Origin of the sequence: Pseudomonas sp. UBA7530 (assembly GCF_002479365.1) — a bacterium.
Lineage (GTDB): Bacteria > Pseudomonadota > Gammaproteobacteria > Pseudomonadales > Pseudomonadaceae > Aquipseudomonas.
Genome location: NZ_DLMS01000001.1, coordinates 273,888 through 286,869 on the forward strand (window position 1 = coordinate 273,888; position 12,982 = coordinate 286,869).

General features: G+C 63.5%; 13 protein-coding genes. 8 read left to right on the forward strand and 5 right to left on the reverse strand.

From position 1 onward, the window contains the following. Positions 1–645, reverse strand: a complete 645-nt coding sequence (locus B2U07_RS01290; RefSeq protein WP_275544980.1) for a GNAT family N-acetyltransferase — start codon at positions 643–645, stop codon at positions 1–3. 131 nt (positions 646–776) lie between these two features. On the opposite strand from B2U07_RS01290, the gene xthA reads away from it, so the two are divergent. The 4 genes from xthA (at position 777) to B2U07_RS01310 (ending at position 4,413) form a co-directional block, all read left to right on the forward strand. Then, positions 777–1,589, forward strand: coding sequence for an exodeoxyribonuclease III (xthA, locus tag B2U07_RS01295; protein ID WP_296275542.1), 813 nt, complete (start codon positions 777–779; stop codon positions 1,587–1,589). A gap of 101 nt (positions 1,590–1,690) precedes the next feature. Continuing rightward, complete coding sequence (locus B2U07_RS01300) at positions 1,691–3,073, forward strand: phosphate ABC transporter substrate-binding/OmpA family protein (protein ID WP_296275544.1); 1,383 nt, start codon at positions 1,691–1,693, stop codon at positions 3,071–3,073. A gap of 161 nt (positions 3,074–3,234) precedes the next feature. Further along, a complete protein-coding gene (locus tag B2U07_RS01305; RefSeq protein ID WP_275544977.1) occupies positions 3,235–4,224 on the forward strand; it encodes a TerC family protein in 990 nt (329 codons plus the stop codon). 9 nt (positions 4,225–4,233) lie between these two features. Next, positions 4,234–4,413, forward strand: coding sequence for a hypothetical protein (locus tag B2U07_RS01310; protein ID WP_296275546.1), 180 nt, complete (start codon positions 4,234–4,236; stop codon positions 4,411–4,413). Between the two features lie 61 nt (positions 4,414–4,474). Here B2U07_RS01310 and B2U07_RS01315 read toward each other — a convergent pair whose 3' ends face one another. Further along, positions 4,475–5,704 carry an acyl-CoA dehydrogenase gene (locus tag B2U07_RS01315; protein ID WP_296275548.1) on the reverse strand — a complete coding sequence of 410 codons (1,230 nt, stop codon included), beginning with the start codon at positions 5,702–5,704 and terminating at the stop codon, positions 4,475–4,477. A 150-nt stretch (positions 5,705–5,854) separates the two neighbouring features. Here B2U07_RS01315 and B2U07_RS01320 point away from each other — a divergent pair, with 150 nt between their 5' ends. Continuing rightward, positions 5,855–6,787, forward strand: a complete 933-nt coding sequence (locus tag B2U07_RS01320; protein WP_275544975.1) for a LysR family transcriptional regulator — start codon at positions 5,855–5,857, stop codon at positions 6,785–6,787. Positions 6,788–7,003: 216 nt separating this feature from the next. On the opposite strand, the gene B2U07_RS01325 is transcribed toward B2U07_RS01320, so the two are convergent. Both B2U07_RS01325 and B2U07_RS01330 read right to left on the reverse strand, forming a co-directional pair. After that, positions 7,004–7,438, reverse strand: a complete 435-nt coding sequence (locus B2U07_RS01325) for a DoxX family protein (RefSeq protein ID WP_296275550.1) — start codon at positions 7,436–7,438, stop codon at positions 7,004–7,006. A gap of 105 nt (positions 7,439–7,543) precedes the next feature. Next, positions 7,544–8,959 (reverse strand): transglycosylase SLT domain-containing protein, encoded by a 1,416-nt coding sequence (locus tag B2U07_RS01330; RefSeq protein WP_296275553.1) that lies wholly within the window; start codon positions 8,957–8,959, stop codon positions 7,544–7,546. Between the two features lie 256 nt (positions 8,960–9,215). Here B2U07_RS01330 and B2U07_RS01335 point away from each other — a divergent pair, with 256 nt between their 5' ends. The 3 genes from B2U07_RS01335 to B2U07_RS01345 all read left to right on the forward strand — a co-directional run bounded on the left by B2U07_RS01335 (position 9,216) and on the right by B2U07_RS01345 (position 12,043). Next, a complete protein-coding gene (locus B2U07_RS01335) occupies positions 9,216–10,043 on the forward strand; it encodes a TatD family hydrolase (RefSeq protein ID WP_275544972.1) in 828 nt (275 codons plus the stop codon). 84 nt (positions 10,044–10,127) lie between these two features. Then, positions 10,128–11,591: a methyl-accepting chemotaxis protein gene (locus B2U07_RS01340; RefSeq protein WP_275544971.1), complete on the forward strand. Its 1,464-nt coding sequence runs from the start codon at positions 10,128–10,130 to the stop codon at positions 11,589–11,591. Between the two features lie 95 nt (positions 11,592–11,686). Continuing rightward, positions 11,687–12,043 (forward strand): Mpo1-like protein, encoded by a 357-nt coding sequence (locus tag B2U07_RS01345; RefSeq protein ID WP_275544970.1) that lies wholly within the window; start codon positions 11,687–11,689, stop codon positions 12,041–12,043. A gap of 46 nt (positions 12,044–12,089) precedes the next feature. On the opposite strand, the gene B2U07_RS01350 is transcribed toward B2U07_RS01345, so the two are convergent. Next, positions 12,090–12,887 (reverse strand): acyl-CoA thioesterase, encoded by a 798-nt coding sequence (locus B2U07_RS01350; protein ID WP_275545340.1) that lies wholly within the window; start codon positions 12,885–12,887, stop codon positions 12,090–12,092. Positions 12,888–12,982: the final 95 nt, after the last annotated feature.

Below are 12,982 nucleotides of genomic sequence, written 5' to 3' on the forward strand. Positions count from 1 at the left end.
TCAGGCGCTGGCCCGGACCACGGGTTGCGGGTTGGGGTGGAAGAATACGTGCTCGACCACCGGGCCAATGGCCAGCTCACCGACTTCCTCGTAGCCCTGACGCCGGTAGAATTCCAGGTAGCGGGCATCGCCAGTGTCCAGCACCACACCTTGCGAGCCGCTGTCCTGCGCGCACCAGTCGTGCAGCGCCTCGAGCAGTTGCTCGCCGCGATGCTGCCCCTGGAACTCCGGGTGAATGCCCAGCAACGGCAGCACGTGATAAGGGCCTGGCGGCAGACAGGCGAGCACCGCATCGTGGTACTCCAGATAGCGTTTGGTGCAACCGAAGCCGGTGCTCAACAGCATGCGCAGGCGCCAGCCCCAGCTCTCGGTGATATCCAGGCGCCGTTGCGGCGGCGCGATCAGTGCTGCGCCGATCAGACGGTCGTCGATCAGCAGACCGATGGCCGGCAGATCCTCGGCGAAATGCTGCTGCACCAGCTCGCGAATCGTCGCGCGCACGCGCTGGTCGAAGCCGGGGCGTTCGGCCTCGAACAGGTAGGCGAAGGTCGGCTCGTGGCGATAGGCGTGGTAGAGCAGCGAGCGAACCTCGCGGGCGTAACCACCATCGAGCATGCGCACTTCAGCTGGGGCGTTATGGGGCATGGTGGACCTCAACTCTAGTTATTGTATGGAGCGTCACAGCCAACTTAGCACCGCCGCCCGGCACCTGCCAGGCGCTGGCCGCCAGCGCCGAGGATCGGCTAGCATCGCCTTTTGCCCAGGACCCGCTGCCCATGAAAATCGTCTCCTTCAATATCAATGGCCTGCGTGCGCGCCCTCATCAATTGCAGGCCCTGATCGAGAAACACCAGCCGGACGTGATCGGCCTGCAGGAAACCAAGGTGGCCGACGACCAGTTTCCGGAAGCGGAGATCCGCCAGCTCGGCTATCACGTGCACTACCACGGTCAGAAGGGCCACTACGGCGTCGCCCTGCTCTCGCGCCAAGAGCCGCTGAGCCTGCACAAGGGCTTCCCCGGTGATGGCGAAGACTCCCAGCGACGCTTCATCTACGGCACCTTCGCCGACACCAGCGGCAACCCCGTCACCGTGATGAACGGCTACTTCCCTCAGGGCGAGAGCCGCGACCATCCGGTGAAATTCCCGGCCAAGCAGCGCTTCTATGCCGATCTGCAGCAATTGCTGGTGGAGCGCTTCGACCCGCAGCAGGCGCTGGTGGTGATGGGCGATATCAACATCAGCCCCGAGGATTGCGACATCGGCATCGGTGAACCCAATCGCCTGCGCTGGCTGAAAACCGGCAAGTGCAGCTTCCTGCCGGAAGAGCGCGAATGGCTGGCGACCCTGAAGAACTGGGGGCTGGTGGACAGTTTCCGCCACCTCAACCCCGAGGTGAACGACCGCTTCAGCTGGTTCGACTACCGCAGCCGAGGCTTCGAGGACGAGCCCAAGCGCGGCCTGCGCATCGACGTGATTCTCGCCAGCCAGCCGCTGCAGGCGCGCTTCAAGGACGCCGGCATCGACTATGACCTGCGCAGCATGGACAAGCCGTCCGATCATGCGCCGATCTGGCTTGAGCTGAACTGAAGCACGGGCGCGTGCAGATGACGCGCCCTGTCACAAGACTGCAACCTGACTGACTTAATCTGCGCGGCACCTTGTCCCACCCACTAGAAGGTGCCTGCCGCATGCCGCGCGCCCTGTCCGCCGACCGCGACCTCTGGGGTCGTACCCTGTCTCTGCTACTGATCGGTTTCATCTGCTACGCCCTGCCCCTTTCCGTTTTCGCTGCCGCTCTGCCCGCTTCCGAGGGCAACCGGGCGGTGCTGCGCATTCAGGGTTCCAATACCATTGGTGCCAAACTCGCCCCGGAGCTGGTCAAGGGACTGTTCGAGGCGCAAGGCCTGCAAGACATTCGCAGCGAAGCCGGCACCCGGGAAAACGAACAGCGCGTGCTCGCACGCCGGAGCGATGGCCGCCAGGTAATCGTCGAAGTGGCCGCCCATGGCTCGGGTACCGGCTTCACCTCACTCAAGGATGGCAGCACCGACCTGGCCGCCTCGTCGCGACCGATCAAGGACGGTGAAGCTGTCAGCCTGGCAGCGCTGGGCGACTTGCGCAGCCCGCAGAGCGAACAGGTCATCGCCATCGACGGCCTGGCGATCATCGTCCACCCGTCCAACCCTGTCGGCACGCTGAGCGTCGAGCAGATCGCGCAACTGTTCTCTGGCGAGATCGACAACTGGGCGGCGCTCGGCGGTAAACCTGGTAAGGTCCACCCCTACGCGCGCGACGACAATTCCGGTACCTACGACACCTTCAAGGAGCTGGTGCTGGCGCCGGGCGGACGCAGCCTGACGGCCAGCGCGCAACGCTTCGAGTCCAGCAATCAGCTGTCCGACTCGGTCAGCGGCGATCCCAACGGCATTGGCTTCATCGGCCTGCCCTACATTCGCCAGGCCAAAGCGGTTTCCATCGCCGCCGGCGATTCCCAGCCGATGCCGCCGAGCACCACGCTGATCGCCACCGAGGACTACCCGCTGGCGCGCCGCCTGTTTCTCTACAACGATCCGCAGTTGAGCAATCCCTGGGCGCGCGCGCTGATCGACTTCGCCCACAGCCCGCGCGGACAGGCCATCGTCGACGCCAACGGGTTCATCGCCCAGACCGTCCAGGCAGTGAAGGTCGCCGCAGACGCGCAGATGCCGGCCGATTACAGGCAACTGGCGCAGCAGGCGCAGCGGCTTTCGGTGAACTTCCGTTTCCAGGAAGGCAGCGCGACGCTGGACAACAAGGCCCACCGCGACCTACAGCGCGTGCTTGATTACCTCAAGCAGCACGACAAGCTGCAGCACAAGGTGGTGCTGGTCGGTTTCGGCGACCCGAAGAGCGACCCCGAGCGTGCCGAACTGCTGTCGAAACTGCGGGCCATGGCGGTGCGCCGCGAGCTGGCCAAGCAGGGCGTGCTGTTTCGCGAGATCACCGGCCTGGGCAGTGAGCTGCCGGTGGCGGCCAACGATCAGGACAACGGCCGCATCCGCAATCGCCGCGTCGAAGTCTGGGTTTACTGACACCAGAAAATATTCCTCTCCGGGGGCTTGGCAGTCTGTCGACGCGGCGTTAGCCTTTGCACCGCGTGACGCCGGGCCCCTCTGGCGGTGAGCATTCTCACCGTGATGTCGGAGTCACTGAGTGGATTTCTTTCAACTCAGGCAGACATAAGGGAGGGCTCATGGACGCTCTACTTGCCTTTTTGACATCCCCCATCTTCGGTACACCCGGCTGGTTCTGGCTGGCCTTCCTCGTACTGATCATCACCCTTCTGGTGCTCGACCTCGGCGTGCTGCATCGCGATCAGCATGAAATCGAGATGCGCGAAAGCCTGTTGCTGTATTCCGGATACTTCAGCGTCGGTGTCGCCTTCGGCGGCTGGATCTGGTGGCAGCTCGGCGGCACCAAGGCGATGGAGTACTACACCGGCTTCCTGGTGGAACAATCGCTGTCGATGGACAACGTCTTCGTCATGGCGATGATCCTCGGCTACTTCAACATCCCGCGTAAGTACCAGCATCGTGTGCTGTTCTGGGGCATCCTCGGGGTCATCGTGCTGCGCGCGATCATGATCGGTCTGGGCACGGCCCTGGTGCAGCAGTTCGACTGGATCCTCTACATCTTCGGTGCCTTCCTGCTGTTCAGCGGCATCAAGATGCTGCGCAGTGGCAGTGATGAAGAATCGCATCCGGACCTGGCGCAGAACCCGGTGATCCGCTTCGTGCGCAAGCACATTCGTGTCACCGACGACCTGCATGAAGGCAAGTTCCTGGTGCGCCTGAAGGATCAGGTCAGCGGCAAGCCGCTGCTGTACGCCACCCCGCTGCTGCTGGCACTGGTGCTGATCGAACTGGCCGACCTTGTGTTTGCCGTGGACAGCGTACCGGCCGTGCTGGCCATCTCGCAGGATCCGTTCATCGTCTACACCTCGAACATCTTCGCCATCCTCGGCCTGCGCGCGCTGTACTTCGCCCTGGCCGCGCTGATGCACCGCTTCATCTACCTGAAGTACGCACTGGCCCTGGTGCTGATGTACATCGGCGGCAAGATTTTCCTGCACGACCTGATCAAGGTTCCCGCCCTGCTCTCACTTGGCGTAACCTTGGGCCTGCTGGCCGGCGGTGTGCTGCTGTCGCTGCTGAAAACCCGGGACAAGGCCAGCGCCACCTGAGGAGAGGCGATGCGCGAAGTCTGCATAGAACTCATCGAGCGCCAGGGCCAATGGCTCTGGCAGGTACGATTCGCGCGTCGCGCACTGACCTTCCAGGAAGAACTGGCGGCACGCACCTTCGCCGCGCAATTGCATATGCGCCTCGGCTGGCTGGGCCAGGCGCAGCGCTCGGACGATAGACTGCCCTGACCTTGCAGATATAAAAGAAAGAGGCCCGCATCAGCGGGCCTCGTTTCTTTCAGTCACTGGATCAGCGGCTGGCCTTCATCACGTCACGCGGCACGTATTTGCCGATCTCGTACTTGCCGATGGCGGCGCGGTGCACCTCGTCCGGGCCGTCGGCCAGGCGCAGAGTACGCTGCATGGCGTACCAGTAGGCCAGCGGGAAGTCGTTGGAAACCCCGGCGCCGCCGTGCATCTGGATCGCCCGGTCGATCACCTTCAACGCCACGTTGGGCGCCACTACCTTGATCTGGGCGATTTCGCTGGCGGCGATCTTGTTGCCGACGGTATCCATCATGTAGGCCGCGTTCAGCGTCAGCAGGCGAGCCTGGTTGATCTCCATACGCGAATCGGCGATGTGGTCGATATTGCCGCCCAGGCGCGCCAGCGGCTTGCCGAAGGCGGTACGGCTCACGGCGCGCTTGCACATCAGTTCCAGGGCACGCTCGGCCATGCCGATCGAACGCATGCAGTGGTGGATACGCCCCGGGCCGAGGCGCCCCTGGGCAATCTCGAAACCGCGCCCCTCGCCGAGCAGCACGTTCTCGTAAGGCACGCGCACGTTCTCGAACAGCACTTCGGCGTGGCCATGCGGGGCATCGTCGTAGCCGAATACCGGCAACGGACGCAGCACAGTGACACCTGGCGCGTCCATCGGCACCAGGATCATCGAGTGCTGCTGATGGCGCGGCGCGTCCGGATTGGTCAGGCCCATGAAGATCATCACCTTGCAGCGCGGGTCGCAGGCGCCGGAAGTCCACCACTTGCGACCGTTGATGACCCACTCATCGCCCTCGCGGCGAGCGTTGGCCTGCATGTTGGTGGCATCACTGGAGGCCACGCCTGGTTCGGTCATGGCGAAGGCGGAACGAATCTCGCCAGACAGCAGCGGCTCCAGCCATTGCTGCTTCTGCGCCTCGTTGCCGTAGCGCACCAGCACTTCCATGTTGCCGGTGTCCGGTGCGGCGCAGTTGAAAGGTTCCGGCCCGATCAGCGAGCGGCCCATGATTTCCGCCAGCGCGGCGTATTCGGTATTGGTCAGGCCCGCACCGTAGTCCGATTCGGGCAGGAACAGGTTCCACAAACCTTCGGCTTTGGCCTTGGTCTTCAGCTCTTCCATGATCGCGGTCGGCTGCCAGCGGTCGCCCTCGGCCACCTGCTGCTCGAACACCGCTTCAGCCGGATAGACGTGCGCTTCCATGAATGCGCTGACGCGTTCACGCAGCTCTTGAACCTTCGGGGAATAGGCGAAATCCATGGGGTTACCTGTTTTGTGACAAGGGGTGAGAGGTTGTGGAAATGATGCTAGAACAGCGCTTAAGATTTATCGAACCTATTTTCAGCGTGTATGAACATTCATAACCGATATATGATCGATTGATATCGACGCCCCTGGAGCACTACCGGCATGAACCTGACCAAGGTGGATCTGAACCTCTTCATCGTCTTCGACGCCATCTACACCGAGGCCAACCTGACCCGTGCCGGACAGATCGTCGGCATTACCCAGCCGGCGGTGTCCAATGCCCTCGCCCGCCTGCGCGAAACCTTCAACGACCCGCTGTTCGTGCGTACCGCTCAGGGCATGGTGCCGACGCCCATGGCGCAGAACATCATCGGCCCGGTGCGCAACGCCCTGCAGCTATTGCGCGTTTCCGTGCAGGAAAGCCGTACGTTCAACCCGCAGCAGGCCGGCAAGACCTACCGCATCAGCATGACCGACCTTTCCGAGCAGATCCTCCTGCCGCCGCTGTTCCAGCGCCTGCGCCGCTTGGCCCCAAGCGTGTGCATCGAGAGTTTCCTGGCCAAGCGCCGCGAAACCACCAAGGAGCTGGCCGCCGGCCGCCTCGATTTTGCCGTCGACGCGCCGCTCAACACCGACCCGCAGGTTCGTCACGTCAAGCTGCTGGATGATCACTACGTCTGCGCCATGCGCCCCGGCCACCCGCTGGCCAAGGAAAAGATCAGCCTCGACGAGTACCTGTCGTTCTCTCATATCCACATTTCCAGCCGCCGCAGCGGTCTCGGTTACGTCGACCTGGCGTTGGGCAAGATGGGTATCCAGCGCAAGATTGCCCTTCGCTCGCAGCATTACCTGATGGCCAGCAGCGTGATGCAGCAGACCGACATGGTGATGACCGTGCCGGCGCGCTTCGCCCGCCGTCACAATCTGCACCACGTGGCGCTGCCGGTCGGTGACGTGCCGGCCCTGGAAACCCACCTGTACTGGCACGAGAGCACCGACCAGGACCCAGCCAACCGCTGGATGCGCGAACAGATGATCGAGCTGGCGCAGCAGGTTACCGCGCAGGAGAAGAAGGCCGAGCAGGCGCCGGCCTGATCATCTACGCGCAAAACGTTTCGCGGACAAGTCCGCTCTCACAAGAGCAAGGCAGCCACTGTACCTGTGGGAGCGGACTTGTCCGCGAATGGGTTGCCCCCCGACAAAAAAACGCCGCGAACCTTCATCAGGTTCGCGGCGTTTTCGAGTGTGCAAAGGGGTTCAGGTCACTTCACCTTTACGATGGCGTCACGCCCCAACCCGTGCCTGGCCTGATCAGCGGGCGAGCTTGCTATCGATCGACAGCTTGCCGGCACCTTCGAACACCAGTGCCACGCTGATGGCCAGCAGCGCCAGGGCGAACTCATAGCCGTTGTTGCTCATGAAGAAGCCGTTGGCCAGGTGCACGGTGAAGATCGCCACCAGCATGGTCACCGCCAGCACCGCCGCCGCCGGACGTACCAGCAGGCCGATGATCAGCGCCACACCACCAAAGAATTCGGCACTACCGGCCATCAGCGCCATCAGGTAGCCCGGCGCCAGGCCAATGCTTTCCATCCATTGTGCGACACCCGCCAGGCCATAACCGCCAAACCAGCCGAACAGCTTTTGCGCACCGTGAGCGGCGAACGTGATGCCGGCGATAATGCGCAGTACGGTGATACCGAAACCGGCCTGGCTGGCGGTGATGCTTTTGATCAGGTTGTTCATTGCAAGGCTTCCTTTGGTGTGTGGGTTGGATGGCGCACAGAATATCCAATTTATTCGATAATAAAATAGCAAAATACCGGTTATATAAATCGAATTTATAGATATTTAATTGGCCGTCAGACGCCGCCCCTGCGGTTCCAGCAAATAGCGCTCACGGTCATAAGCAAGGTAGTACTTATTCACCGCGTTCACATAGCTCACCACACCCATTCCCATCTGTTCCATGGCCACACGCTCGACCTGAAAGAACCATTGATTGGGATTGAGTCCCCGCCTGCGCGCCTCGGCGCGCAGGCTCTGCACCCGTTGCGGGCCCAGGTTGTAACCAGCCAGCACGAAAGCCATGCGTTCGCGTTCGTTGAGCTGCGGGCTGTTGAAGAAGTTGCGCCGAATCATCGCCAGGTACTTGCTGCTGGCCTGAACGTTGCCGTTGAGGTTCTGGATGTTGCTCACCCCGACACTGCGCGCCGCTGCCGGGGTGATCTGCATCAGCCCGGTCGCACCGCTCGCGCCGCGCGCCGATGGGTTCAGGGTCGACTCCTTGAACGCCAGCGCAGCCAGCATCAGCCAGTCGAAGCCCTGCTGCTCGGCATGCTGCTGCAACACCGGGCGCACCTTCTCCAGACGCTGCCGCTCGGCGCGCCCCAGCGGCGAGTGCACCTTGTACAGACGGCGATAGACGCGCTGGAATGCCGCATCCTGGTCGGCCGGAGACTGATAGCCGTTGAAGAAGCGGTCGATGCTGGCACGCAGCATCGGCGCATCCGGGCGCACGAACCATTTCATGTCACCGTCGCGTGCCAGAACCAGATGCCTGTCGACGCGCAGCCTGGGCATGACCTTGGCCCAGCGCTCGGCGATCGGCAGTTCCACCGCGGTACGCTCGAAGATGCCGGCCTGGACCATCTCCAGCACATCCTCGACCGCCAGGGTAGGATCGACCCACTCGACCACTATCGGTGGCAGCTTGCGGTCGGCAAGTTGCCGGTTGATGCGGCGCAACGCCTCCCCCACAGCGCTGCCAGCCGGCAACGACAGGCTGCGCCCGGCCAACTGCTCGAGGCTGCGGTAATGTCGGTTGCCCTGCTTGGACACCAGCACCAGCGGCACTTCGCGGCGAATCGCCGTGCTGGCACTGACATCGTGCCCGGTCCGCACATCGAGCAACTCGCCAGGCGCGACCAGATCACCCTCGCCGCGCTGCAATGCAGCGAGCAACTGATCCTTGGCCTTAGGGATGATCTTCAACGTGAGGCTACGGCCATCGCGGGCATTGCGATTGAGGTATTGCTCGAAAGCGCGCAGGCGGTGGTATTCGATGCCGATGCTCTGGCCCTTGACCGAGCCGGAACTGTTGCGGCTCTGGTTGACCAGCACGCGCAATTCGCCACTGCTGCGGATAGCCGGCAGGTCGCGAGCGCTGCGGGTCTGGCTACCGACCTCCGGAGGGCCGGCCAGGCGCGCGCTGACGGGCAACGGCAGCACGGCCAACAGGCACAGGATCAGCAGCAATCGCGACATCGACTCTCCAGGGAAGGCGGTGACCGCCGAAGCCTCTTGATGGCCTGCTGCTCGCCGATGCGCGACAGACGGCTTCAGACCCTAAACCGCCGGACAACAAGGCGGGCGCGGAGATTGGCACAGCCGAGCGTTGCCGCGCCACCCCGCAACCTTGCATCAACCTTAAAAACAGCCAACAACCTATTGTTTTAAATCGACTTCCTGACGAACGGACGGCTTCTGCTATTCTGCCCCTTCGCGTCCTACAGGTGGCACCATGCAGCTCATCGATATTGCCGTCAATCTCACCCACCCCAGCCTCGCGGTGCAGGCCGAAGCGCTGGTCGAGCGTGCCTACGCCGCTGGCGTGTGCCAGATGGTGCTGACCGGCACCAGTCTGAACGAAAGCGAGGCCAGCCTCGCACTTTGCCGACAGCTGGACGCCAGCGGCGAACGTCTGTTCTGCACCGCCGGGGTCCATCCACACGACGCTAGCTCATGGAACGACACCAGCAGCGCTGCCCTCAAGTCGCTACTGGCACAACCACAAGTACGCGCCGTCGGTGAATGCGGGCTGGATTTCGATCGAGATTTCTCCCCGCGCCCCGCCCAGGAAAAGGCGCTGGAAGAACAGCTGGCGCTGGCCGTCGAGTTGCAGATGCCGGTGTTTCTTCACGAGCGCGAAGCCAGCCAACGCATGCTGGAGATTTTGCGCAACTATCGCGACCAGTTGCCTGCAGCCGTGGTGCATTGTTTCACGGGCGAGCGTCGGGCCCTGTATGCCTATCTCGACCTCGACCTGCATATTGGCATCACCGGCTGGGTTTGCGACGAACGCCGCGGCACGCACCTGCACCCGCTGCTCAAGGACATCCCTGGCGAGCGCCTGATGCTGGAAACCGATGCGCCCTTCCTGCTACCGCGCAGCTTGCGGCCAAAGCCCAAGAGCGGGCGTAACGAGCCGGCCTACCTCGGCGAGGTATTGCGCGAGGTGGCCCTGCATCGCGCTGAAAGTGAACAGGCGCTGGCGGCGCAGACCACGGCCTGCGCCCGGGCGTTCTTCAACATGCCAGCCATACTCGAGAGTCCGGCACCGGAGTCTTGATTGACGTCAAGACTCCGGTTGTTTTCCACGGCATACTGCTGGCATATAGCCAACAGTGAATGCAGCGACACGGATAACCACAGCATGGGCGCCTGGATCAGCAATCTTTCTCTGAAGTACAAATTCTGGGCGGTCAACGCCGTTGCCTTCGTCATCAGCCTAATGCTGGTGTTGTTCGCCCTGCATACCGAGCAACAGGCCCGCAGTGCCGATGCCAGGCTGGCTGCGCTGGAGCAGGCGCGCCTGCTGCAACAGTGGCCGCAACAATCGCCCTTGCCCAGCGCGGCCAATATCCAGGTGCTGCAAGGCAGCCTGCCGGGCGCCCAAGGTGCCCCCGATGCCAGCGGCTGGCAGCCACTGGAGCATGACGCCCGCTTCGGCGACTCGCCGGTAATCGGCGCGCAGCGCGTCACCCTCAGCGATGGGCGCAACCTGGCGGTCACCGCTCGCGCACCCAGCCTGCTCGATCTGTTCGCCGAGCACGCCCTCACCTACGCCCTGGCGGTCGCCGTGCTGATGCTGTTGCTGCTGGCAGCCTCGCAGCTATTGATCCGCTTCCTGCTCAGCCACCTCAACACGCTAAAGGACGTCATGCTGCAGGCCGAGCGCAGCGGAGACCTGTCGCTGCGCGTGCCGCTGGAGAGCCGCGATGAGGTCGGCCAGATGGCCGCCGCGTTCAATGCCATGCAGGCCGGCTACCAGCGTGTGGTCGGCACGGTTGGCCAGGTCGCCAGCGAGTTGAACAGCGGTACGCGCAACATGGCCGAACGCATGGGCGCCGTGCGCCAGGGCATGCTCAGCCAGCAGAGCGAAACCGACCAGGCCGCCACCGCGATCAACGAAATGTCGGCGACGGTTCAGCACATCGCCGATCACGCCGGCACCACCCGCGATCAGTCGCTGAACGCCGACCAACTGGCCCGCGCCGGCCAGCAGGTGGTCGAACGCGTCGAGCAGTCCATCGCAGCCCTGTCGCGCGGGGTGCAGCAGAGCGCCGGCAGCATTGAGCGCCTGGCCGAAGATAGCCAGCACATCAGCCGCGTGGTCGGCGTCATCCACGGCATCGCCGAGCAAACCAACCTGCTCGCCCTCAATGCCGCCATCGAGGCCGCTCGCGCCGGTGAAATGGGCCGTGGATTCGCCGTGGTCGCCGACGAGGTGCGCAACCTGGCCAAGCGCGTGCAAGACTCGACCGACGAGATCACCCAGATGATCGGCAACCTGCAGGGCGGCACCCGCGACGCCGTGGAGTTCATGCGCGAAAGCTCGGAGAACGCCAACCACTGCGTGCAACTGGCGCAGGAGGCTGGCGAGTCGCTGGCTGCGATCACCGCCGCCGTAGCGCTGATGCGCGACAGCAATACGCAGATCGCCGTGGCCGCCACCCAGCAGAGCCAGGTCGCCGAGGAGATGAGCCGCTCGGTGGTCGGCATCCGCGACGTTACCGAGCAGACGGTCGGCCAGACCCTGGAATCGGCGGCCACCAGCCAGCAACTCGCACAGCTGGCAGGCGAATTGAACAAGGCCATCGGTCAGTTGCGTCTGTGACAGCCCCCGATGAACTATCTGCCCGATAGCCAGGAGCAATTCGTCGTGCGGCAATGACAGCCCTAGACTCGGACCATCGAGTCGAGGACTGCATCATGAGCAAACGTCATCCCAATCTGCTGGCCTGGCAGTGGCGCCACTACGCCGACCAGCACAGGCACCCCACCAACCTGCTGCTGCACCTGATCGCCGTGCCGCTGTTTCTGCTATCGCTCCTGCTGCTATTGATCGGCCTGTGGCACCTAGGCTTCGTCCCGCTCGCGCTTGGCGCCATCGGCCTGTATGCCGCACTGGCCCTGCAGGCCCAGGGTCATCGCCTGGAACGGAATCAGCCGGAACCCTTCATCGGCAGGCGAGATGCCTGCAAGCGTCTGTTACTGGAACAGTGCATCACCTTTCCCCGCTTCGTGTTCAGCGGTGACTGGTGGCGTGCCTGGCGCAAAGGCAGGTAGCCAGCGGAGCCACAAACTTGCTGGCGCCCATCGGCTGCCTGGCGACTCAGCCGAATACCGTTACGGTCTGCCGGCTCAGGGCGATCAACTCGCCTGCCGGGCTCCACATCGCCGCGGCCACATGACCGTAGCCATCGCGGGCGTATTCGATGTCCGCGCGATACAAGCACCAATCTTCAGTGCTGAGGCTACGCAGTGGCTGGACGAACTCGATGGTCCAGGTCAGCGAACTGCCCGGCGCCGGACTTTTCAAATGCGCCAGCACCGCTGGCGGCCAGGCATCGACCAGCGCCAACAGATGCGCTTCGCTGAGCGCCTGCGGTTCGCCCTCGCCGCGCAAGCGCACCCAGCCGCCCATCTGCCGCGAAGGATTGTTGGTGAACGGCATGCCGCCGATGCCCCAGCGCATGGCCAGAAAGCGAGTGAACTCGGGCGTGACGTTGCGGACGTAGGGCAGTTCCTGGCACTGCTCGACCGGTGGAACCTGCGGTGCGGCAAGAGCCTCCACGGCGATCACCGACTGGCGAGACGCGCCGAAACTGCCCTGCACCACCGTCACCACCTGGCCATCCTGGACCGCGCGCAGGAGCATCTGGCTGACTGCCTTGCCTTCGCGCAGCACCTCGGCCTGGAAGCTCACCGGTACATCCGGCGCCACCGGCCCGACGAAGGTGATGGCCAGCGAGCGCACCGGCCGCCCCTGCGACACCTGGGCGCGCATCGCCTCGAAAGCAAGCGCGGCTACCAGACCACCGAAGCTGGCACGCCCCTGCCCCCATTCGGCCGGAATCGTCACGGCATTGGCATCGCGACGCACCGCGTCGAGCATCTCGGAAAAGACCATACGCACCTCAAGATTCATCGATGGCGACGATCTTAGGGTATGGGCACAGCGCAACGATAGCCTGGAAAAGTGCCTAAACGGTCATATTGCCGGCG